The 19,851-nt window shown below is 59.1% G+C and carries 23 protein-coding genes and 1 other annotated feature; of the genes, 15 read left to right on the forward strand and 8 right to left on the reverse strand.

From position 1 onward, the window contains the following. The first annotated feature begins 55 nt into the window (after positions 1-55). From ACI6S0_RS06305 to ACI6S0_RS06320, 4 genes are all read left to right on the forward strand, one after another. Entirely contained in the window at positions 56-943 is an 888-nt protein-coding gene (locus ACI6S0_RS06305; protein WP_293919458.1) for an iron-containing redox enzyme family protein, read from the forward strand. 6 nt (positions 944-949) lie between these two features. Beyond that, a complete protein-coding gene (locus ACI6S0_RS06310; protein ID WP_017502228.1) occupies positions 950-1,315 on the forward strand; it encodes a response regulator transcription factor in 366 nt (121 codons plus the stop codon). Between the two features lie 262 nt (positions 1,316-1,577). After that, complete coding sequence (locus ACI6S0_RS06315) at positions 1,578-2,471, forward strand: Ku protein (protein WP_026109394.1); 894 nt, start codon at positions 1,578-1,580, stop codon at positions 2,469-2,471. Positions 2,472-2,475: 4 nt separating this feature from the next. Then, on the forward strand, positions 2,476-2,736 hold the full coding sequence (locus tag ACI6S0_RS06320) for a hypothetical protein (RefSeq protein WP_017502226.1): 261 nt from the start codon (positions 2,476-2,478) through the stop codon (positions 2,734-2,736). A 6-nt stretch (positions 2,737-2,742) separates the two neighbouring features. On the opposite strand, the gene ACI6S0_RS06325 is transcribed toward ACI6S0_RS06320, so the two are convergent. Continuing rightward, complete coding sequence (locus ACI6S0_RS06325; RefSeq protein ID WP_017502225.1) at positions 2,743-2,955, reverse strand: KTSC domain-containing protein; 213 nt, start codon at positions 2,953-2,955, stop codon at positions 2,743-2,745. Between the two features lie 166 nt (positions 2,956-3,121). On the opposite strand from ACI6S0_RS06325, the gene ACI6S0_RS06330 reads away from it, so the two are divergent. Together ACI6S0_RS06330 and ligD are read left to right on the forward strand one after the other, a co-directional pair. Next, positions 3,122-4,054, forward strand: coding sequence for a GNAT family N-acetyltransferase (locus ACI6S0_RS06330; RefSeq protein ID WP_017502224.1), 933 nt, complete (start codon positions 3,122-3,124; stop codon positions 4,052-4,054). 99 nt (positions 4,055-4,153) lie between these two features. Next, positions 4,154-6,670 carry a DNA ligase D gene (gene ligD, locus ACI6S0_RS06335; RefSeq protein WP_017502223.1) on the forward strand — a complete coding sequence of 839 codons (2,517 nt, stop codon included), beginning with the start codon at positions 4,154-4,156 and terminating at the stop codon, positions 6,668-6,670. A 386-nt stretch (positions 6,671-7,056) separates the two neighbouring features. On the opposite strand, the gene ACI6S0_RS06340 is transcribed toward ligD, so the two are convergent. Beyond that, positions 7,057-7,320, reverse strand: a complete 264-nt coding sequence (locus ACI6S0_RS06340) for a DksA/TraR family C4-type zinc finger protein (protein ID WP_026109393.1) — start codon at positions 7,318-7,320, stop codon at positions 7,057-7,059. A gap of 378 nt (positions 7,321-7,698) precedes the next feature. On the opposite strand from ACI6S0_RS06340, the gene ACI6S0_RS06345 reads away from it, so the two are divergent. Beyond that, a complete protein-coding gene (locus ACI6S0_RS06345) occupies positions 7,699-10,299 on the forward strand; it encodes a PAS domain-containing protein (RefSeq protein ID WP_017502221.1) in 2,601 nt (866 codons plus the stop codon). Positions 10,300-10,454: 155 nt separating this feature from the next. On the opposite strand, the gene ACI6S0_RS06350 is transcribed toward ACI6S0_RS06345, so the two are convergent. Together ACI6S0_RS06350 and ACI6S0_RS06355 are read right to left on the reverse strand one after the other, a co-directional pair. Then, complete coding sequence (locus tag ACI6S0_RS06350) at positions 10,455-11,000, reverse strand: MgtC/SapB family protein (protein ID WP_017502220.1); 546 nt, start codon at positions 10,998-11,000, stop codon at positions 10,455-10,457. After that, positions 10,993-11,601 carry a DedA family protein gene (locus tag ACI6S0_RS06355; protein WP_017502219.1) on the reverse strand — a complete coding sequence of 203 codons (609 nt, stop codon included), beginning with the start codon at positions 11,599-11,601 and terminating at the stop codon, positions 10,993-10,995. The genes ACI6S0_RS06350 and ACI6S0_RS06355 overlap by 8 nt, the downstream gene beginning before the upstream one ends. Positions 11,602-12,234: 633 nt before the next feature. Here ACI6S0_RS06355 and ACI6S0_RS06360 point away from each other — a divergent pair. From ACI6S0_RS06360 to ACI6S0_RS06380, 5 genes are all read left to right on the forward strand, one after another. Beyond that, a protein-coding gene (locus ACI6S0_RS06360) for an IS3 family transposase (RefSeq protein ID WP_120249343.1) occupies positions 12,235-13,463 on the forward strand; the annotation gives its coding sequence in 2 pieces (ribosomal slippage) (positions 12,235-12,523 and positions 12,523-13,463; 1,230 coding nt in all). Continuing rightward, positions 12,516-12,632: a sequence feature (AL1L pseudoknot), on the forward strand. Its footprint overlaps the gene before it by 117 nt. Positions 13,464-13,501: 38 nt before the next feature. Next, positions 13,502-13,765 carry a DUF2171 domain-containing protein gene (locus ACI6S0_RS06365; protein ID WP_026109392.1) on the forward strand — a complete coding sequence of 88 codons (264 nt, stop codon included), beginning with the start codon at positions 13,502-13,504 and terminating at the stop codon, positions 13,763-13,765. Between the two features lie 27 nt (positions 13,766-13,792). Further along, complete coding sequence (locus tag ACI6S0_RS06370) at positions 13,793-13,981, forward strand: hypothetical protein (RefSeq protein WP_017502216.1); 189 nt, start codon at positions 13,793-13,795, stop codon at positions 13,979-13,981. Then, positions 13,978-14,190, forward strand: coding sequence for a DUF2945 domain-containing protein (locus tag ACI6S0_RS06375; protein WP_081600939.1), 213 nt, complete (start codon positions 13,978-13,980; stop codon positions 14,188-14,190). Before ACI6S0_RS06370 ends, ACI6S0_RS06375 begins: the two co-directional genes overlap by 4 nt. Before the next feature lie 33 nt (positions 14,191-14,223). Next, entirely contained in the window at positions 14,224-14,415 is a 192-nt protein-coding gene (locus tag ACI6S0_RS06380) for a hypothetical protein (RefSeq protein ID WP_017502215.1), read from the forward strand. A 104-nt stretch (positions 14,416-14,519) separates the two neighbouring features. Here the strand turns inward: ACI6S0_RS06380 and ACI6S0_RS06385 are convergent, their stop codons facing one another. Next, positions 14,520-14,711 (reverse strand): hypothetical protein, encoded by a 192-nt coding sequence (locus tag ACI6S0_RS06385; RefSeq protein ID WP_017502214.1) that lies wholly within the window; start codon positions 14,709-14,711, stop codon positions 14,520-14,522. Positions 14,712-14,995: 284 nt separating this feature from the next. Between ACI6S0_RS06385 and ACI6S0_RS06390 the strand changes: the two genes are divergently transcribed. Together ACI6S0_RS06390 and ACI6S0_RS06395 are read left to right on the forward strand one after the other, a co-directional pair. Further along, complete coding sequence (locus ACI6S0_RS06390) at positions 14,996-15,598, forward strand: alpha-ketoglutarate-dependent dioxygenase AlkB (RefSeq protein ID WP_313337240.1); 603 nt, start codon at positions 14,996-14,998, stop codon at positions 15,596-15,598. After that, positions 15,595-15,930 carry a hypothetical protein gene (locus ACI6S0_RS06395; RefSeq protein WP_017502212.1) on the forward strand — a complete coding sequence of 112 codons (336 nt, stop codon included), beginning with the start codon at positions 15,595-15,597 and terminating at the stop codon, positions 15,928-15,930. The genes ACI6S0_RS06390 and ACI6S0_RS06395 overlap by 4 nt, the downstream gene beginning before the upstream one ends. Here ACI6S0_RS06395 and xth read toward each other — a convergent pair. The 3 genes from xth to ACI6S0_RS06410 form a co-directional block, all read right to left on the reverse strand. Beyond that, the gene (xth, locus tag ACI6S0_RS06400; protein WP_313737344.1) at positions 15,927-16,724 is read right to left on the reverse strand and encodes an exodeoxyribonuclease III; all 798 of its coding nucleotides are present in this window, start codon (positions 16,722-16,724) and stop codon (positions 15,927-15,929) included. The genes ACI6S0_RS06395 and xth overlap by 4 nt on opposite strands. 297 nt (positions 16,725-17,021) lie before the next feature. Continuing rightward, entirely contained in the window at positions 17,022-18,509 is a 1,488-nt protein-coding gene (gene amyA / locus ACI6S0_RS06405; RefSeq protein WP_038292947.1) for an alpha-amylase, read from the reverse strand. A gap of 154 nt (positions 18,510-18,663) precedes the next feature. Beyond that, the gene (locus ACI6S0_RS06410) at positions 18,664-18,909 is read right to left on the reverse strand and encodes a hypothetical protein (RefSeq protein WP_313326182.1); all 246 of its coding nucleotides are present in this window, start codon (positions 18,907-18,909) and stop codon (positions 18,664-18,666) included. A gap of 533 nt (positions 18,910-19,442) precedes the next feature. Here ACI6S0_RS06410 and ACI6S0_RS06415 point away from each other — a divergent pair. Further along, positions 19,443-19,619, forward strand: coding sequence for a DUF3606 domain-containing protein (locus ACI6S0_RS06415; RefSeq protein ID WP_081600986.1), 177 nt, complete (start codon positions 19,443-19,445; stop codon positions 19,617-19,619). Positions 19,620-19,851 lie beyond the last annotated feature (232 nt).

Raw genomic sequence — 19,851 nt, forward strand, 5'->3', positions numbered from 1 at the left:
GAACGGATGTCAGGTTCTCGGCTTTCTATGGGATATCCTATCGGAAGGCATCCTCGTGGCTACCCAGCTTAAACATCATGTCCCGCAATTTCTCGATCAAGACTTTCAGGAAGAACTGAGCCGCTGGAATAGACGGCGGCTGGCGCCGGCATTTCCACAGGATGTGTCTGTAGCGTCGTTTGGCGACGATATGACCATGCAACGGCTGCAGCAAGCCTTTCTGGAAAAACTGCGGGCTGAGGTGATCGATGAAGCCGCGGATGCGCCAACCGATCCCGACGGCTTTATCGGGTGGTTCGAGCAACTCAAGGCGATCGGGCCCGGGCAGCAGGATCGCCTTTTCCCTTGGCTTGCGGATAAGGCAGATCGGAATCAGTTGCGTTGGTTCCTGTCACAGGAAGCCGCTGGAGAGGCTGGTTTCGACGACCTCGTAGCGATGACGCAGGTGAAATTGCCCGCGCGCGCGAAGCTGGAATTGGCCCGTAATTATTGGGATGAGATGGGCCGGGGTAATGCCAAGGGCATGCATGGACCCATGCTTGACCAACTGGTCGAAATTCTCGACCTTGATACGCGCATCGAGAGCACGGTTTGGGAAAGCCTAGCGTTGGCGAACGCCATGACTGCCATGGCGTCTTTACGTGCCTATACATGGCATAGCGTAGGAGCCTTGGGCGTTATCGAACTGACCGCGCCCGACCGCTCGGCCCTTACCGCCCGCGGCCTGCGGAGGATTGGGCTTTCAGGAAGTGAGCGGCGCTATTTCGACCTTCATGCCGTACTCGACATTAAGCATAGCCGAGATTGGAATGATGAAGCGATCGCGCCTCTGGTCGCAGAAGAACCCCGGCGCGCCACGGCCATGGCCGAGGGCGCGCTGATCCGATTGCGATGCGGAGCACGCTGCTTCGAGCGCTACCGCGCCTATTTTGGAATAGAGTAAGGCGACATGCCCGAGAAATATCCCGAGGACCGCAAAATCTTACTGGTCGAGGACGACCCGGCCGTCGCGGCGATGATCGCTGAACTCCTGGAAGACGCGCATTATGTCGTCGACGGCCCCCACACCACTCTGGCCGATGGCATTAGCGCAGTAGCGGATGAGATGCCCGACGGCGCGGTGCTCGATGTGCGGCTTGGTGAAGGCGACTCCGGTTTACTGGCGGATGACCTGGATCTGTATGACATCCCCTATGTTTTCTGCGCGGGCGCATTCGATCATCAAGCCGTCCACGCGCATCCTGCCGCGCCCCTGATTTCAAAGTCCGACCTCGTTCGGCGGCTAGTGCCCACCTTGCGCCGAATGCTGCACTGACATTTCGGCAAGGGATGTTAAAAGCGACGAGAAGCCCGCCAAAGGGCCGGAGTGATGCCAGACAGTGTAAGGCCGAGCAGGCCGCTTAGACGAGGGCGGAAGGCGAGCGAGGTATAGGAACTCCTGCAATGTCAGTCAGTCCCAGTCCGCAAGACTTTCATCGACCAAAACTCGACGTTGACGGCGGTAAACGAAGTCGCCCTCGAGCGTGGGAACGCTCTCCATCGGAGAAAGTTATCGGAAGAACGAGTTGGAGACGATCATGGCTGCACGACCTTATTGGAAAGGCCAGATAAGACTGGCCTTGGTTTCGATCCCTGTCGAAATCTATTCGGCGACCAAGAGCGGCGCGACCATTGCATTCAATCAAATTCATGAGCCGTCGGGAAAGCGCATCAAATATGAGAAAGTCGTGCCCGGCATCGGCCCGGTAGATCTGGATGAGATCGTCAAAGGCTTTGAATATGCCAAGGGCGAATATGTCCTGCTCGATGAGAAGGAGATCGAGGGCGTCAAGCTCGAGAGCAAGAAAACTCTCGAACTGACGCAGTTTGTCGATAGCCACGAGATCGACGCGATCTATTTCGAAAAGCCCTATTATGTCGTGCCGGCCGACGACCTGGCCGAGGAAGCCTTCATCGTGCTGCGGGAGGCGCTCCGCCGCAGCCGAAAGATCGGACTTGGCCAGCTAGCGATGCGCGGGCGGGAATATGTCGTCAGCATCAAGGCCTGCGGTCGCGGAATGGTCATGGAAACCCTGCGTTATGCCGATGAGGTCAACAAGGCAGCGAGCTATTTCCGCGAAATCGGCGATGGCGATCCTGATGATGAACTCCTCGATCTTGCCACGACCCTGATCGACAAGAAAACCGGCAAGTTCGATGCCAGCGATTTTCATGACCGCTATGTCGATGCGCTCAAGGATCTGATCGAACGCAAGAAGAAAGGAAAGACCCTCAATATCGATGCGGACGATAGCGAAGGCGACCCGCGCGGCAGCAACGTCGTCGATTTGATGGCCGCACTTAAAAAATCGCTGGGCAGTGGCGATTCCAAGCCTGCTGGGAAGAAGGCGCCAGCCAAAACGGCAGCGAAGAGCGCCGATAAGAAGCCAGCAGTGAAGGCTCCAGCGAAGACGACGCGCAAGCGGGCGTGACCTCATGCCCGGTAAAGACCCAAACGCATCCGGCAGCGACGATGACGGTGATGATGCTTTCGCGGAGGGTGCCATCACACTCTGGAGCAATTTGCTGGCGCTGATCGGCACGCATTTGCTCGAAACTGGTATGCCGCGCCAGGAGGTTCTCGACATGCTGACGATGCTCCACGAAACCAATGAGGAAACTGTGCGATCGCCTCGCGCGCGCGCCATTGCAGGACAGCATCTGATGTCGGTCTACCGGGTGCTCGGAGAGGCTTGAGCGCCCTTAATCTGTCGGCCCGAAACGTCGGCGCTCGGGGTCGCGACGGCACGCGAAGTGACCCTTGATCCTTTCGTTGAAAAAGGCTCCCGCCGAGCCGGCCTTGCACAGCTCGTCGAAGATGATGGCAGGCACGTGATAGTAGAGATATTTGCCGGTCTGACGGAACGAGATGTAAAGCGTGTGCTCCTCATCATCGAACGTGACCCGCTCGATCATCGAAGAGTTTTTGAAACGGCAGGCGCGCATCAGCAATCAGCGAAATTACCGATGTCGCGTTCCCTGCCGGCCGACGAGCCGAATCAGAAACAAGGCCGGATGATGGTCTCGCCCAGACGGGGGCGGGGCCCCGTGAACCGGGCGCCGGCTCAAGGGTTATCTCAAGATGGCAGAAGAGGCGATCGACCAAAAACTGCGCGACATGGCCGAGCATCGTGGCCTCAAGCTCGTGAAATCACGCAGGCGCAAACCGGGTGTCGGCGACTATGGCAAGTTCGGGCTTACCGATGCAGCCGGCAATCCGTTGTTCGGCATTGGCGCACAAGGGCTGGAAGCGACGGCGCAAGATATCGAGGCCTATCTGCGGGCCGGTGCCGCCAGCACCTGGAAGGCATCGGCGGAAAGCACCCCGGCCAGACCAGTATCGACAGCCCGACCCGCAGGCAGCAATAACGACGACGGCCAGGATATGGAATCGGCCATTCGGCCGCGCTCGACACGCAGGTCTAAGAAACAGCCAAAAAATCCCGACAGAGGATATTCGCAAGGTCGCAAAAAAGCCGAAGGACCGCCAATAGATCGGTGCAAACACGAGGCCAAAGCGGCTGCGACTGTCAGGTCAGCATCGCGTCCAAACGACCGCAGCTCCGACCCTGCGCCGGTGCCCCAACCGAAACTGCTCATCCGCCCCGCAAAGGCAGCCGACGCGGAAGCGCTTGTCCCGTTGGTGCGACAGCTGTCCAGAGTAAAGCTGGACGAACTCGGTGTCGCCCGGAATCTGAAAGCAGCGCTCAAGGCGGAGGCCGACATGGCTGTCGCTGAATTCGGAGAAGTCGTCGGTTGCTGCGCCTGGGCCGTCATACCCACGATCCAGCACGGGCTGGTCGGCAGACTGACGTTGCTCCTCGTTGCGCAAGCATACCGAAGAAAGGGCATTGCCACCGCTCTGGTCGATGAGGCCGTGAAGTCGCTCCGCAAGGCAGGTTGCACGCGGCTTGAAGCGATGAGCGACATCGAGGTGAGGAATGCCCACAATTTCTTTCGCACGTTGAAGTTCGAGCAGACCAGCTACCGGTTCGCGCGGTCAATCGACCGCTAATGATCGCTGTCCGGTTTCGCCGCGCTTGTCAGACCTGAGCCGCGCAGGAACGAGTCATGGCATCCGGGGATTAAGGGAGCGAAGGGATCCGGAATCGACATGCCGAACGTACAGACCAGGAAGGAGGACAGGCTCGCCACCTATCGCGCCAAGCGTGATTTCGCGCGCACCGCCGAACCCTCCGGGGCGACACAGCCCGCCGCCGGTAATGGCTTTGTCGTCCAGAAACATGCCGCGTCCCGTCTACACTATGATTTCAGACTGGAGCTGGACGGTGTTCTTCTCAGCTGGGCCGTCACGCGCGGGCCCAGTACCAACCCGGATGACAAGAGGCTGGCTGTGCGGACCGAGGACCATCCGCTCGACTATGCCCGGTTCGAGGGCACCATCCCCAAGGGTGAATATGGTGGCGGAACCGTCATGCTGTGGGACAACGGAACGTGGGAACCGATCGCGGGCAAGGATCCGCGCGCGACCCTGACCGAAGGCCATCTCCATTTCATCCTTCATGGGCGCCGGATGCAGGGCGAATGGATCCTTTTTCGCATGAAACCGCGCGGCAGGGGAAAGGGGGAGAATTGGATATTGCGCAAGGTAAAGGATGCCTTTGCCGGCGGCTCGGACGATCTGGTCGGGCTCCACCTGACCAGCATAGATAGCGGGCGCACGATGGAGGAGATCGCTGCGGGCAAACCGATTGCAAGATTGAAGTCCAAGGCATCGCCGTCGGCCTCAGCCTCAGTAGAGGCGCAAGCCAGGAAGCCTGCCAGGGCAACGAAGCGTAGGAAAGCAGCCCGTATCCTGCCGCCGTTCCAGCCCGTGCAGCTGGCGACTCTTGTCGACCATGTGCCGCCGGGTGATCGCTGGCTGCACGAGCTCAAATATGACGGATACCGCACGCTGCTGGCGATCGGAAATGGCGAAGGCCGCGCCTATACGCGCTCGGGGTTGGACTGGTCGGACCGGTTCGCCGGACTGATCGGCGACGCCGTCACGCTTGATGCTGAAAGCGCCCTGATCGACGGTGAAGCGGTCGTGGTGTTGCCCGACGGCAGGACCAGTTTCCAGGCTTTGCAGGCAGCGCTCAAGGACGACCCAAACGCGATCGATTATTTCGCATTTGATTTGCTCGAACTTGACGGGGAAGATCTGACGCAACGGCCCTTGCTGGAGCGCAAGGCGCTTCTCTCCGCGTTGATTGGCGAGGGTCGGGGGCATTTGCGCTATTCCGACCATATCGTCGGGCGCGGCGAGCAGCTCTTCGACAGATTCTGCGACGCGGGGCTGGAGGGGGTCATCTCAAAGCGCATCGACGCACGCTATTCAGGCTCGCGCTCAGGGGGCTGGGTGAAGACCAAGTGCATCCGTCGGCAGGAGTTTGTCGTCGTCGGATGGACCCCCTCCGACAAGCAGCGGGGCTTTCGCGCCTTGCTGCTGGGGGTGAACGAGAAGGGCGTGCTGCGATACGCAGGCAAGGTTGGGACCGGGTTCACCGGTGACGAGATCGAGCGCCTGATGGCGTTGATGGCGCCGCTAGAACAGAAGACTGCGACGGTGGAGGCACCGCGAGCAGCCGTGCGCGGCGCTCACTGGATCAAGCCCAAACTCGTCGCCGAGGTCGCCTTCATCGAATTCACCGACGAAGGCGTGCTGCGCCATTCGAGTTATTTGGGGCTTCGAGAGGACAAAAAGCCCGAAGCGGTGGTGGTCGAAACCGAAGCGCTGGTCGGCGAACTCACCGCTCCGGGCGCTACCAGTGCCGTCAAGATCAGCAATCGCGACCGCGTCATCTTTCCCGAGGGCAAGCTCACCAAGGGGCAGCTCGCCGAATATTATGAAGCTGTTGCGGAGATCATGCTGCCCTGGAGCGGCAGCCGGCCGCTCAGCCTGGTGCGCTGCCCGCAAGGCCGAGACAAGAAATGCTTTTTCCAGAAACATGATGCAGGCAGCTTCGGCGATGCAGTCAGGCATGTCGCGATCCGCGAGAAGGATGGGCATGACGAGCCCTATCTGTTCGTGGACACGCCTGCCGGACTTCTGACCTGCGTCCAGATGGGCACGATCGAGTTCCATGGCTGGGGCGCTCGGATCGAGGACGTCGAGATGGCCGACCGACTGGTGTTCGATCTCGACCCCGACGAGGGGGTGGAGTTCAAGGATGTGGTCTCGGCGGCTGCCCATCTTCAGGACGTGCTGGGTCAGATGGGTCTCGCAACTTTCCCGATGGTGACCGGCGGCAAGGGAGTTCATGTCATCGCGCCGCTCACGCCGACCGCCCAATGGCCAGTGGTCAAGGATTTTGCGCACCGCTTTGCCATGGCCCTTGCGCAGGCCGATCCCGACCGGTTCACTGCGGCCCTGGCCAAGGCCAAGCGTACCGGACGCATCTTCATCGACTATCTTCGCAACCAGCGCGGCGCCACGGCCGTCATGCCGTACAGCGCGCGTTCGCGCCCCTTTGCGCCGATCGCCGTGCCGCTCAGCTGGGAGGAGTTGCGCGATCTGGACAGTCCGGCCCACTGGCATATCGGCGATGCCATGGAGATGGTGAAGCGAGCACGGTCCAAGGCACTCGCGCAATGGGGCCGTGCCGACCAGGTCCTGCCAGATTTGTGAAGATCGCCACCTGCAATGTAAAAGGCGTGAACGGCCGTTTGCCGGTCCCGCTTCGCTGACTAGCAGAAGCCGGGCCAGCCATCGTCATGCTCCAGGAACTCAAGGCGCCGGAGGAGAGGTTCCTGCAGAGCGCGCTTTGCGATCTTGGCTATCCTTCCATCTGGCATGGCCAGAAGAGCTTCGCGATCCTCAGCGCATTGATGCGCCGGTTGATGCTCATATGCGGGGTTGGGAGATATCGAGCGACCATGCGCCGGTGTGGGTCGAGCTTGGCGACAAGAAGGTTCGATGCCGAACCGCAAAGTCATGATGTGCCAGGGCGTGCCCCCTGTGTTCCGACTCATCTGCACTTGAACCACTGTCTGGCTGACAAAGTCTGCGGTGAATTATTTCAGCTGACTGTCCTTGCTGCCACGGCGATTGATCCCGACAGAACGGGCAGCCCTATCACGTTTGGACTGGCACGCAACACAGGTCCGGGTGCCAGGTAAGGCCTGCCGGCGTCGCTCGGGAATCTCCTCGCCGCAATCATCGCAATATACCGCGCTCTCGCCGGCAGGCATCATCGTCCGCGCACGCTGCACCGCGTCCTTGATCGTATCGTCAATCTGGCCTTGCACTGCGCCATCGGGCGCCCAACCATTTGCCATCGCCTTGACCTCCATATCCTAAATGGAGCTCCGGCGCGCTAAGTTCCAGTTGTGTGCCCATTGACGCAGTCATGGGGTTCCTGACCAAGCTGACGGGCAATAAGCGACCGCCGATCTATACAGTGGTGAACGACAATTTTGCCTATGTTCGACCGTATGCGCTTAACTATGAAATCAGCGTGCCAGCGTTTCTTCCAAAAAGGGCCACTCCACCGCAACCCATCTCGATAGAGGAAAAGCCAAAGGCGCTGCCTGCAGGGATTACGAGCGCCTCAATCTGTCACGCCCTCAAGCTTTCCAATGCCATGGAGATGGAACCGCACTCTACTTCCCTCGCTTCTGGCAAAAACGAAAAGCGTAGGCGGGATCGACATAAGAATGAGCGAGACAGTGACGAATGGACACGGCACCGCCGACGCGCAAAGGATTGAAGCTGAAGTTCTGGGCCTCGACAAAGGGACGGATCCCTTCGTAGCTGCGGTGCGGGCCACGCGCATGCCGATGATCATAACCAATCCGCGTCTGCACGATAATCCGGTGGTGTTCGCCAATGACTCCTTCTGTCGGCTGACGGGTTACGAGCGCGAAGAAATTCTGGGTCGCAACTGCCGATTTTTACAGGGACCAGAGACGGATCGGGCGGATGTCCAGGCCATTCACGATGCGGTGGAGGCGATACGCCCTATCGAGATCGACATTCGCAATCATCGTAAGTCCGGGGAGCCATTTTGGAACCGGCTCCTTCTTGCCCCCGTATTCGACGAAGCAGGAACGCTCGCATATTTCTTCGCCAGCCAGGTCGACGTGACGCTGGAGCGCGAACGCCTTGAGGGGCTCGAAAATTCGAACGCTGCCCTCATGGCTGAAATCACCAGCCGGCTCCAACGCCAGAACGAGCAGGAACGCGAGCTCGATTTTGCCCTTCGCGCCGGAAAGTTCGGGACTTGGAGTATCAATTTCGAAACCGGAGAGCTCACAACCTCTCCTGCGTGCCGGGCGCTGTTTGGCGTAGACACGGAAAAGCCGTTTACATTTGATGACCGCCTCGCGGCCATTCATTCCGCCGATCGCGCGGCTAACATCGATGCGATCGACCTGACACGGCGTACGGGAGGGGATTTCGACGTCACCTACCGGATCGTTACCCCGGAGGGTGAAATTCGCTGGCTGACGTCTCGCGGTCAGCCGTTTCTCAACGCCGACGGCAAACCCTTGCGGCTTGCAGGCATATCTTCCGATGTTACAGAGCAGAGGCGCGCTGAGCGAATGCGCATCGCGCTGGTCGCACTGAGCGATGTCGTGCGCGACGTGCAGGACCCTGCAGACATCTCCTTTGCGGCAGCCCGGATATTGGGCGAGGCACTGGAAGTCAGCAGGGCAGGCTATGGCGTCATTGATCCGGCTCTTGAGACGATCACGATCAAGCGCGATTGGAATGCCGAGGGCATATCGTCCCTGGCCGGGGTGCTGCAGTTCCGGGACTATGGATCCTACATCGAGGATCTCAAGCGCGGAAAAGACGTCATCATCGCCGACGCTGACCTTGATCCGCGGTCGGTGGAGGGGGCTGATGCACTCAAGGCCATAAGCGCGCAGGCAGTGGTCAATATGCCGCTCACCGAGCAGGGCGGCCTCGTCGCGTTGCTCTACCTTAACCATGCCACCGCGCGCGAATGGCTCGACGACGAGATCGCTTTCGTCCGGGAAGTCGCGGAACGAACCCGAATCGCTACCGAACGGCGACGGGCTGAAATCGAACTTCGCGAGCTGGCGGCCTCACTCGAGCAACAGGTCGAGCAGAGAACGCGAGACCTGATAGCCGCCGGAGAAGCGTTGCGCCCATCGCAAAAAATGGAGGCGGTCGGGCAGTTGACGGGTGGACTGGCGCATGACTTCAACAACCTGCTCACCGGGATCACGGGCGGGCTCGAGATGATCCAGATGCGTCGGGCGCAGGGTCGGCATGAGGATGTGGACCGCTATGTATACGCAGCGCAAGGTGCCGCGCGTCGCGCGGCCGCGCTGACACACAGGCTGTTGGCCTTTTCCCGCCGCCAGACTCTCGCGCCAAAACCAACCTGCGTTGTCGACCTCGTGAATGGCATGGCCGACCTCGTCATGCGCACCGTGGGGCCCTCCATTGAGGTGGAGGCGGTCAACGGCGTAGGGCTTTGGCCGGTCCTTGTGGATCCGAGCCAGCTGGAGAATGCTCTTCTCAATCTGTGCATCAATGCGCGTGACGCCATGCCCGATGGCGGGAAGATCACGATCGAAACAGGAAACCGATGGCTGGATCGCCGGACTGCTGTCGAGCGGGACATGGAGCCAGGGCAAAATGTATCCCTCTGCGTATCGGAAACCGGCACAGGGATGAGCAAGGAGACAATCTCCAAGGCTTTCGATCCATTTTTCACGACGAAACCCATAGGGATGGGAACGGGGCTCGGCCTCTCGATGATCTATGGATTCACGCGCCAGTCCGGTGGGCAAACCCGGATCTATTCCGAGCTCGGTCGCGGCTCGACGGTATGCCTCTACCTTCCACGCCATCTGGGGGAAGCGGGCAGCCCTGTAACACCGGAAGCCGAGCCGGCGCTGGCGCTTCAAGCACGGGAAGGCGAAACCGTTCTGGTGATTGACGACGAACCCACCGTGCGGATGCTGGTCGTCGAGATTCTGGAAGGTCTTGGCTATGGTGCGATTGAAGCCGTAGACGGCGCGGCAGGACTAAAAATTCTGGAGAGCGATGCACGAGTGGACCTGCTCATCACGGATGTCGGCTTGCCTGGTGGAATGAACGGCAGGCAGGTGGCAGACGCAGCCCGCGTGAAAAGGCCGGACCTTAAAATCCTCTTCATCACCGGTTATGCGGAGAATGCGGTATTAAGCCATGGGCATCTTGATCCCGGTATGCACATCCTCACCAAGCCCTTTTCGATGGAAGCCATGAAGCAGCGCATCACTGATCTGCTTCACTAAGAAATTGGATGGGGAGACAATAGCTGATCGCGCGTTTGCCGCGCCTATCCACGCGATCGCCATTATCGGCCTTAAGCTTCTTTCGGCCAGATGCATCGCCGCCAAGCTCGACCCTGCTACGCAGCCGCTGAATTGCATGACGCATGAAGCGCCGATTACTCCGCGCTGTTGGCCTTGTCTCGTGCGTCGCGGGGGTCCCGAGCTTTGCCGCGCGAAACAGTGCCACGACGGTTGGGCATCTGAATGTCATCGTCAGCGTGATCTGGCACCGGGTCGCGATGGGGAAACAGGCGTTCAACCAGGGTTGCTGCTACGAGCAACAAAAGGGCCAGAACCGTCCCAGCCAGCACGAGGAGATACTGACCTGCACCTGCAGTGATTCCTATGGCTGCTGCCATCCACAAACTCGCGGCTGTCGTCATGTTCCGGACATCGCCGCCGCGCACGAATATGAGGCCGCCGGCGATAAAGCCGATCGCCTGAGCAAGCCCCTGTATCACCCTTACGGGGTCACCTTCACCGTGATTTTCCACTAGTTCGAGCGCCGACAAGGTCAGCATGCTGGAGCTGAGCGAAACCAGCCCGTGCGTGCGAAGACCGGCATCATGGCCGCGGCGCTCACGCTCGAAACCGAGTGCCAGACCCAGTGCAGTGGCCAGGCCGAGCCTTGCGAGCGTCGTCATGAGATCGTCTTCAAGCATTGTCGGTTCGAGCCTGGAAAGTGAAGACGCGGTAGAGATAGTAGAGGAGGATACCCCCCATGATTACCATGCCGGCGGTCCCCAGATACTGATCTACGGCTCCCGATTTGCCTTCAAGCCAATATCCCATCCCAGCAAGCACGCTGTTCCACGCGGTTGCGCCAATGATCGTCAGCATCAGGAAACGCGGCAATTTTGTGCCGAACAGGCCAGCAGGTATGGATATGAGGGTGCGAAAACCCGGAATGACATGGGCAATCGGGATCGCCCAGATACGATGTCGCTCGAACCACCCGTCAATATGATCGATTTCTGCCGGTGAGAGCGTGAGCCAACGACCATGACTGCCGGCCCAGCCTTTCAATCTCCGCTCGCCCAATTTGCTGGCTATCCACCACCAAAAGAAAGCGCCGGCGCTTGTGCCGACCGTGCCAGAGAGGATGACGAAAATGATATTGAGTTTGCCGTCTGCCGCCGAATATCCCGCAAGCGGCATGATCACCTCGGATGGTATCGGTGGAAAGATATTTTCCAACATCATCAATAGAGCGATAGCCAAATAACCAAGCCGGCCAACAAGCTCGGTAATCCACTGTGTCATCGCCACGTCCTCGAGTTTCGCCTTTTGCTGTGCAGAAATAGCAGTTGAAGAACCGACCTGGCGCCAGCGAGAGAATCTCCGCCTGGGTCAGGCCAGCTTGAGCCTTTCCCGATACATCTGGCGCATAGGATCATCGCCATCTGCCTTTTTTTAGGGCCAACTCGAGACGAGGAAAGAGATCATGCTCCTCGCCCCGCATATGGGTTTCGATGTTTTGGCGAGTGGTGACAAATAGCTGTGCGTTGCCATCATACTCTCCTGATATCTTTCCTTCTCAACCATGCTGGCACAAAGGCGTTCCCGGGCGGAGAAATGGCGCTTGCTTCTGCCGGTGATCGATTGCCCCTGGTTAGCCTGCATGGGTGCGCGCCCCGATTGAGATGCCCCCAATTCAGGATGATCGAAAAGCAAAATAGGGCGAATCCATCCAACACAAGTTAAGCGGGAGGCACCTGAACCGATTTTATCGGAACAGTCGCGTCGTTAGCAGGTTGGTACCCGAAGGTTTAAGCGCACGCGCAGCCGCGGTTGCCCCCGGCAAAACCGCTTTGCACATCTGAAATGCAGGAGACGATCATGGTGAACCGCCCCGGGTTTGCCGGAGGCTCCAACTCCTGAGAAGGTGGAGCCTGTATGAGCAAGACAACGAACAAGTTTGCGCCGGAAGTCCGCGAGCGCGCGGTGCGTATGGTGATCGATCACGAACGTGATTACCCCTCTCGCTGGGCAGCGGTGGTTTCGATTGCGGAGAAGATCGGCTGCGTTCCGCAGACGCTGCATGAGTGGGTGAAGAAGGCTGAGGTCGACAGCGGCAAGCGCGCGGGCGTCCCGACCGAGGTAGCCGACAAGATGAAGGCACTGGAGCGCGAGGTCCGCGAGCTGCGACAGGCCAATGAGATCCTGCGCAAGGCATCGGCATATTTTGCCCAGGCGGAGCTCGACCGCCCGTTCCGGCGATGATCGCCTTCATCGACGATCACCGCGATGCCTATGGGGTCGAGCCGATCTGCCGTGTCCTGCCGATCGCCCCATCCACTTACCACGAGCGCGTCGCAAAGCGGCAGGATCCGACACGCCTGTCGGCGCGGGCGCAGCGGGACGTCGCCCTGAAGCCCGAGGTCGCGCGCGTATTCGCCGAGAACTTCGCGGTCTACGGCGTGCGCAAGGTCTGGCGGCAGATGATGCGGGAAGGCTTTCCGGTCGCCCGCTGCACAGTCGCGCGGTTGATGCGGGAGATGGGCTTGGCAGGGGTGATCCGGGGCAAGCCGGTGCGCACAACTATCAGTGACAAGGCGGCGCCATGCCCTCTCGATCACGTCAACCGCAAGTTCTACGCGCCAGCGCCGAACATGCTGTGGGTGTCGGACTTCACCTACGTCGCGACCTGGGCGGGGTTCGTCTACGTTGCCTTCGTCATCGATACCTATGCTCGGCGGATTGTAGGTTGGCGGGCCAGCAGAACGGCCCATGCCAGCTTCGTGCTCGATGCTCTGGAACAGGCGCTTCACGATCGTCGGCCGGCCCATCGGGGCGGCCTCATCCATCATAGCGATCGCGGGTCGCAATACGTCTCCATCAAGTACACCGAGCGTCTCGCCGAAGCCGGGATAGAACCCTCAGTCGGCAGCGTCGGCGATAGCTATGACAACGCTTTGGCCGAGACGATCAATGGCCTTTACAAGGCTGAGGTGATCCACAGGCGTGGACCATGGCGCAGCTTCGAAGCAGTCGAATATGCCACGCTCGAATGGGTCGACTGGTTCAACCATCGTCGGCTGCTGGAGTCCATCGGCAACATCCCTCCTGCCGAAGCCGAAGAACAATATTATGCTGCCGCGGCCAACATCGATATGGCAGCGTGACTCACAACCCAATGCCTCCGGCAGACCCGGTGCGGTTCATGGCAGATCTGACCGCCATAGTTGAGCGTATGAACATAATCGGCGCTGATGGCGTCCACATCGGGACCGTGCACCGGCTTGAAGGTCACAGGATCAAAATGGTGAAGGCCGATAGCGGTTCTCATGGTGACCATCATCACTTCATCTCGACCGGCCTGGTGGCTGCGGTGGAAAACGATCAGGTGCGCCTGTCGGCTAATGCCGATTCCGCCATCCTGCTCGAAGAGGAACAGGATGGCGGGGCCATCATGGACGACGGCTGACAGCCAGGCGAAGCTAAGGATTGGAACATGACGGACACGGTACGAAAGACGCACGAGGACGATGTCGGGCTCATGACTGACAAGGAACTGATCGACACTTGGGAGGCGGCCTCCGGGAAGGAGATCGAAAATGCTTCCCCCTTCATGCGGGCCGTCATCGAGGCAATGGCCAAGCGGGACATCTCATCATCATCGCATCCACGGGTGGCGTGGTGAAAAAGCCCCTGAAGGCTGGAGATGCGGTTTCATGGAAAAGCCCTGGCGGTGATGCGCATGGCACTGTGGCGAAGAAAGTTACGGTCCCAACCCATATCAAGGGTCACAAGGTAGCAGCCTCCCGCGATAACCCGCAATTCATTGTCAAGACGAACACAAGCAAGCGTGCTGCGCACAAAGCTCAGGCTGTTACCAAGGGACGGGCTTGAGCAGAAAGGCCATTTCCGAAGGATTTGATATGGATGGCCGCCCCCTCGTCGCCGCGCAAGAAGGGAAGGGCCGTCTTGCTGATAGCGGGAATCGTGATTTCTCTCTTACTATCGATCTTCATGTGCCACAATTTCTGGCAAGCAGAGGAGATGAATGAAGATCAGGCAGCGGGCAACAATGCCGCCACCGCGCATACCGGCCCATCCTACAGTCAAAAGCCATGATATAATCGAACGTCCCGAATGCGACGTCGACATGGACCTCCATGGCCCCATATTACCGTAGGAACTGTCGTCGAGTTAACCCCGCAGCGATCGGCGGATCTTTCCTACTCATTTTGCGATAGCGGTCCCTGAGCGCGGGGCATGTCCTCGGACAAACGCGCCCGCATCGCATATTGCTGCGCCATTTCACAATGGAGCCGCTTGGCGAGAGGGCCTGCGATTTTCTCGGCCGTGGCAAGCTCCTGAATCTCACGCCTGCGAAAATAGGCGGCATCGTCTTGACGGTGCATCGTCATTTCTCCTCATATATCTGCAATTCGAACAGCCAGCCGGGCGCAGCAACGAGCGGAACCTCTCCGTTCATTAGACAGGATCAAGGCGAAATCAGCGGGACCGATCACGAATGACAGCCAGTGACTGCATTGGATCAGGAAATCGGCGCGCGCCATGGGGATGAACGCTGCCCACCGCGGGGGTGTTCGCCACGTTCGGACCGGTGGCCTGTCGCAAATAGCTGCGCCACTGTAATCGGCAACCAGCGATCCTATATCGCAATCAGCAAAATGAGCCCAACCGCCTCATGCACCACCACGCGATGGCCTGGATGACGATGATGTCAGATTTATTCGACATGCCGGTGGTTCCTGGCCTTGCGGCGCGGGACGATCTGCTGACCAAAATGGAGGAAGCTGAGCTCATCGCTAATATCAATGGCAGTAATCTCACCCCCTTTCGGTTCCAGCAATGGACTGGGAAGCGCCTGACCCATAGCTATGGCTGGAACTATGACTTCGAGCATCTCCGCTTCGCGCCAGCCGAACCAATGCCGGACTGGCTCCTCGAAGTGCGAAGCCGCGCTGCTGCTTTTTCCGGGCTTGCAGCAGACGAACTCGCTCAGGCTCTGCTGATCCGCTACGATCCAGGTGCCGGCATCGGCTGGCACAAGGACAGGCCGGTGTTCGAGCATGTCGTGGGCATTTCGCTTGGCAATGACGCTGTTCTGCGCCTGCGCCGTCGAACGACCGCCGGGTTCGATCGCGCCAAAGTCTCGCTGCCACCGCGCTCCATCTATCATTTGTCTGGTGAAGTACGTCACGCTTGGGAACATAGCATTGCCCCTATCGAGGTGCCGCGCTGGTCGATCACCTTCCGCAGCATTTCTGACAAGGTCCGAACGCTGTGAGCAGCCGCTCCTATCCCATCACGCCGGACGGACGGTATTTCGCGGTGCGCGGGCGGCTCTGGCGCATGAGCAACCCTGCTCTCGAGCCTGACGAGCGTGAACGCCTGGTGAAGGAACTGATGGACGCTCGCCGTGCCGTCGGCGCGGCGCGGCGCGCAGCCGATGCTGCCGCCGAGGCAATCGCGCATGATGCGGTCCATCGCGCCAAGGTGGCGCTTGGCGAACGTGGCTCGGCCTGGTGGTGCGATGGCGCACCCGACCTTAATCGCCATCTCGCGCGCACAGGCCCCTATGCACAATGGTATGCCGGCCTTCCTGAAGGGGAGGGCTAGGGCATTCGCTTGCGCTTGAGCTTGTCGACCAATTCCACGACAACCGGGGCATGGTCGCTGGTCCTGTCCCAGCCGCGCGGACGGCGATCGACCTCGGCCGAAATCAGCCGCGCTACGGCCCTGTCGTTCAAAAGGATATGGTCGATCCGCAGGCCCGCGTTGCGCTCGAACGAATTGCGCCAATATTTCCAAAAGGTGTAGACGCGCTCGTCAGGGTGAAGATGCCGCAGGGCATCGGTCCAGCCCAGCTCGAGCAGCCGCGCATAAGCCTCGCGAACTTCCGGCGCGAACAGCGCATCGTCGCGCCAGCGGTCAGGGACATAGACGTCGAGATCGGTCGGCATGACGTTGAAGTCGCCAGCGATCACCACCGGCGCATCGAGAGCCAGAAGCGTCGAAAGATGATCATGCAGCCTGTCGAACCATCGCAGCTTGTAATCGAACTTGGGGCCGGTTCTCGGGTTGCCGTTGGGAAGATAGAGGCCGGCGATCAGCACACCGTTTACTGCAGCCTCGATGTAGCGGCTCTGCACATCCGCCGGCTCCCCCGGAAGCCCCCGGCGCGTCTCGTGGATCTCGCCGACGCGGCTCAAAATCGCCACCCCATTCCAGCTCTTCTGCCCTAGCCAGATCGCCTCATAGCCAAGGTCGCGGAGGGCGGCTTCGGGGAAGCGCTCATCAGGTGCCTTGAGCTCCTGCAAACATACCAGGTCCGGCTCGGCAAGCGCGAGCCAGCGCAACAGCACCGCAAGCCGCCCGTTGATACCATTGACGTTGTAGGTTGCGATCTTCATGGCGTGGACAGGCGGATCAGATAAGCCTCGGCCGGGCTACCCTTGAAGACCCGTCCGACCTCGATCAGGCAGCTGCGCTTGTCCCGCAACAAGGGCATCATTCCATAACAGCTATGCGCGACTTTTCTTTGCGCACGTCCCTCTCCGTGAGCGAACGGCTTCATGCAATGCAGCGCTTCTGCCGGGGGAACCGGGAAAACGACCATGCTCGAACATCTCCCGTCCTGGCTGGGAAAGCGCTTGTCAAATGTCCGCGCCCGGCGTGTTGCGCCCTCTCTCGGCAGCGAGATCCAGGGCTCACAAACTGTCTGACCTTACCCAGAGGCTAAGGGATCCGGCGGGTGAAGCAACCTCAACATTACCCTCTTCGTCAGCAAAGATTTCACCTTCGACATGTCCCAGGAAGTCGCGAAAACATGCGCCTGAATGTTCCTTTCCCAGAGCCACCTTCTTTTCTGTGGCTGTTGCGTTTGAAAGCACAAGGATTGCGCCGGGATGATCTTCCGTTCCGTGACGCACCACTGCAATGCAATGAGGATCGTCAAACAGATCTGATTGGGCGCCGTGAGCAAAGCGCTGACGCGCTTCGATCAATCGAGGCAGGCATTTTACCGGGGAAATGTCGATCTGATGTTCGTCACCATCACCACCAGTGTCGGTGTATGAAGCCCCGTAAAGGTCCGGATGGAATATGCATGGAACGCCCTGCTCGCGGATGAGGATCAGCGCGTAGGCCAGCGGTTTGAACCAGTCTTCTACAGGAGCTTCCAGCGCCTGTAGAGGCTGAGTGTCATGGTTGCCGACAAGGGTCACGGCATGATCGGGGGAATGCGCGACCAGCGTCTCGTCGAACAGCGTGCGCAAGTCGAAACTCTCACCGGCTAGGGAAGCCTCATGGAAGCGGTGGCACAGTGCAACATCAAAGAGCATCAGCTGCTTGTCGACCTGGTCGAGATAGCGATGCAGGTTATCCATATCGGGGTGCCAATATTCAGCGACTACGAACAGATCCTGCCTGACCGTATCGCGCATATGACCAACCCAGTCTCGGAAGAACCAGGCGGGTATATGTTTGGCAGCGTCGAGGCGGAATCCATCGCAGGCGACCTGATCTGCCAGCCATCTTCCCCAATATTTCAGTTCCTCATACACTGCATGATTTCGAAACTCGACATCGGCACCCATGAGATAGTCGTAGTTACCAAGTTCATCATCGACCTCATCGTGCCATTCGCCTTCGCCATATTCATTTGCGATGCGAAACACGCCATCTTCCACTGGATCCTCAATATGGTCGATGCCGGTGAAGCAGCGGGCATCCCAGATGAAACGGGAATGTTTCCCCCGTCGTCCGGGGAATGTGAATTTCGTCCAGGCCCTGGCCTTGATGATCTGGTCATCCAATTGGGTGCGATCGTCTGGATTTGCCCGGCGCACGGATACCGACTCTGTCTCGTCAGCTCCAATCTTGTGATTGAAGACGACATCATGGATTATTCGCAGCCCCTCATTTCGTAACATGGTGGTGGCGCGTTCGAGCGCAGCCCGATCTCCATATTTGGTCGCGACGCCTCCTTTTTGATCGAACTCGCCCAGATCAAAAAGATCATAGCTGTCATAGCCTACAGACAATCCTCCCGACGCCCCTTTATATGCAGGAGGCAACCAGACATCGGTAATGCCGAGCTCGGCAAGATGCCGAGCCTGCTCGGCCACATCATTCCATAATCCGCCCCCTGCCGGATAATACCAGTGGAAGAATTGAAGCAGGGTGCGTTGCGACATGGCGGTTCCTCAAGAGATTGAAGCAGCCGCTAAACGGTCAGCACGGGCCGCGGTTGCCCGAACAGCACCAGCTTTTCGCGTTGCCGTCGCCAACACGCGCCTGACGGCCGGGGCTTCACCGCATCGATCCCACATTCAAGACGTGATGGTTGGTTCAGGCTGACAATTGCGGCTCGATCGAGCCAGGTCCAAAGTCGAGCACCTCGCCGCGATTTTCCTCCGCCGTCACATTCCGGACGAAGTCCGGAGCTTTCTTATTGAGCCAGGTTAATCTATGGATTTTTTCCGGAACATTGATGACTTCAGCGCGTCTCCCAGCAGCAACTGGCGTAAAAAAGTTGCATTTCGTGGAGACTGGGATGTCAGATTGCCGGATACTGGAATGGCTGTCGTCGAACACCGAAAATTTCCGGCTCTGGCATAATGCGCACCGGGAAAGCGCCATAAGCGTGGAGCGATACCTGCTGCATCGCGAACATATCCAGGAACCGATTTCATTTGTTGATGCCGACATGCGCCGATGCGCGGTACGGTCGAACAGCTTGTGGGAACTAAGCGTCCGACATCTCGATGGCTCGCAAACACATATTGGTGCCCCCACATTCGAACTTTGCCTCAAGGCGGCGCGCGAAATGCTTCTCCAAACCTTTCCGGGTGCAGTCGCAGCCTGAATGTAGCGGGCTGCCCAGTCCGGCTAATTTTTTGCGCGCAGCGGCAACCATGCGCCTCTGCGTCGCATTAAATCACCTTCTCGTGGCACTGCGATGCACGCATCACCTTTTCACCTGGATGATAACGCGGCTTTTGGAATTTCATCCGGGCTAAGGCCAAAGCTTCCCTCCTGGATGCTGTATCCAAAATCGGTAGCCTTCCCTGATCTCGCAACATTGTTCATGGACCAGCGTTGACCTTCATCTCCATGGAGGGTCATGCATGCCTGAGAACGACAACCGTGCTTATCCAGTGGATCGAGATCATGTTGCTTTGGGCAACGAAGACCAGATCCAATATTGGACCAGCCATTTCGGCGTTGATCAAGTGCAGTTGGAAGAGGCTGTCGATGCAGTAGGCGATGATGTCGCGGCTGTCGCGGCCTACCTTAATCAATAGGCAGCGCGGCAAAATGCAGTGAGAAAAACAAGAGGAAGATGCGGCCGGGCCGTATGGGCGGGCCGCCCGCGCGAAGCCTATCGTCCGCATGAACCGAGAGCCTTGTTCGACACGACCATGTCCGCCGCACTGACCTGTCATCGCCTCCCCACCTCATCGACATGCCAGCATCCCCATGGCTCCAGCGTTCCCCACCGCTTGAGCCTATTTCGGTACAGCCTCGCAAACTGCC

It is taken from the genome of Sphingobium sp. DN12 (assembly GCF_051058005.1).
Lineage (GTDB): Bacteria > Pseudomonadota > Alphaproteobacteria > Sphingomonadales > Sphingomonadaceae > Sphingobium > Sphingobium yanoikuyae.

What these genes read in the sequence shown, in the direction of transcription:
- ACI6S0_RS06310 (WP_017502228.1), top strand. Translation starts at nt 950, where the DNA reads ATGCCCGAGAAATATCCCGAGGACCGCAAAATCTTACTGGTCGAGGAC.
- ACI6S0_RS06315 (WP_026109394.1), top strand. Translation starts at nt 1,578, where the DNA reads ATGGCTGCACGACCTTATTGGAAAGGCCAGATAAGACTGGCCTTGGTT.
- ACI6S0_RS06320 (WP_017502226.1), top strand. Translation starts at nt 2,476, where the DNA reads ATGCCCGGTAAAGACCCAAACGCATCCGGCAGCGACGATGACGGTGAT.
- ACI6S0_RS06325 (WP_017502225.1), bottom strand. Translation starts at nt 2,955, where the DNA reads ATGATCGAGCGGGTCACGTTCGATGATGAGGAGCACACGCTTTACATC.
- ACI6S0_RS06330 (WP_017502224.1), top strand. Translation starts at nt 3,122, where the DNA reads ATGGCAGAAGAGGCGATCGACCAAAAACTGCGCGACATGGCCGAGCAT.
- ligD (WP_017502223.1), top strand. Translation starts at nt 4,154, where the DNA reads ATGCCGAACGTACAGACCAGGAAGGAGGACAGGCTCGCCACCTATCGC.
- ACI6S0_RS06340 (WP_026109393.1), bottom strand. Translation starts at nt 7,320, where the DNA reads ATGGCAAATGGTTGGGCGCCCGATGGCGCAGTGCAAGGCCAGATTGAC.
- ACI6S0_RS06345 (WP_017502221.1), top strand. Translation starts at nt 7,699, where the DNA reads ATGAGCGAGACAGTGACGAATGGACACGGCACCGCCGACGCGCAAAGG.
- ACI6S0_RS06350 (WP_017502220.1), bottom strand. Translation starts at nt 11,000, where the DNA reads ATGCTTGAAGACGATCTCATGACGACGCTCGCAAGGCTCGGCCTGGCC.
- ACI6S0_RS06355 (WP_017502219.1), bottom strand. Translation starts at nt 11,601, where the DNA reads ATGACACAGTGGATTACCGAGCTTGTTGGCCGGCTTGGTTATTTGGCT.
- ACI6S0_RS06365 (WP_026109392.1), top strand. Translation starts at nt 13,502, where the DNA reads ATGGCAGATCTGACCGCCATAGTTGAGCGTATGAACATAATCGGCGCT.
- ACI6S0_RS06370 (WP_017502216.1), top strand. Translation starts at nt 13,793, where the DNA reads ATGACGGACACGGTACGAAAGACGCACGAGGACGATGTCGGGCTCATG.
- ACI6S0_RS06380 (WP_017502215.1), top strand. Translation starts at nt 14,224, where the DNA reads ATGGCCGCCCCCTCGTCGCCGCGCAAGAAGGGAAGGGCCGTCTTGCTG.
- ACI6S0_RS06385 (WP_017502214.1), bottom strand. Translation starts at nt 14,711, where the DNA reads ATGACGATGCACCGTCAAGACGATGCCGCCTATTTTCGCAGGCGTGAG.
- ACI6S0_RS06390 (WP_313337240.1), top strand. Translation starts at nt 14,996, where the DNA reads ATGCACCACCACGCGATGGCCTGGATGACGATGATGTCAGATTTATTC.
- xth (WP_313737344.1), bottom strand. Translation starts at nt 16,724, where the DNA reads ATGAAGATCGCAACCTACAACGTCAATGGTATCAACGGGCGGCTTGCG.
- amyA (WP_038292947.1), bottom strand. Translation starts at nt 18,509, where the DNA reads ATGTCGCAACGCACCCTGCTTCAATTCTTCCACTGGTATTATCCGGCA.
- ACI6S0_RS06415 (WP_081600986.1), top strand. Translation starts at nt 19,443, where the DNA reads ATGCCTGAGAACGACAACCGTGCTTATCCAGTGGATCGAGATCATGTT.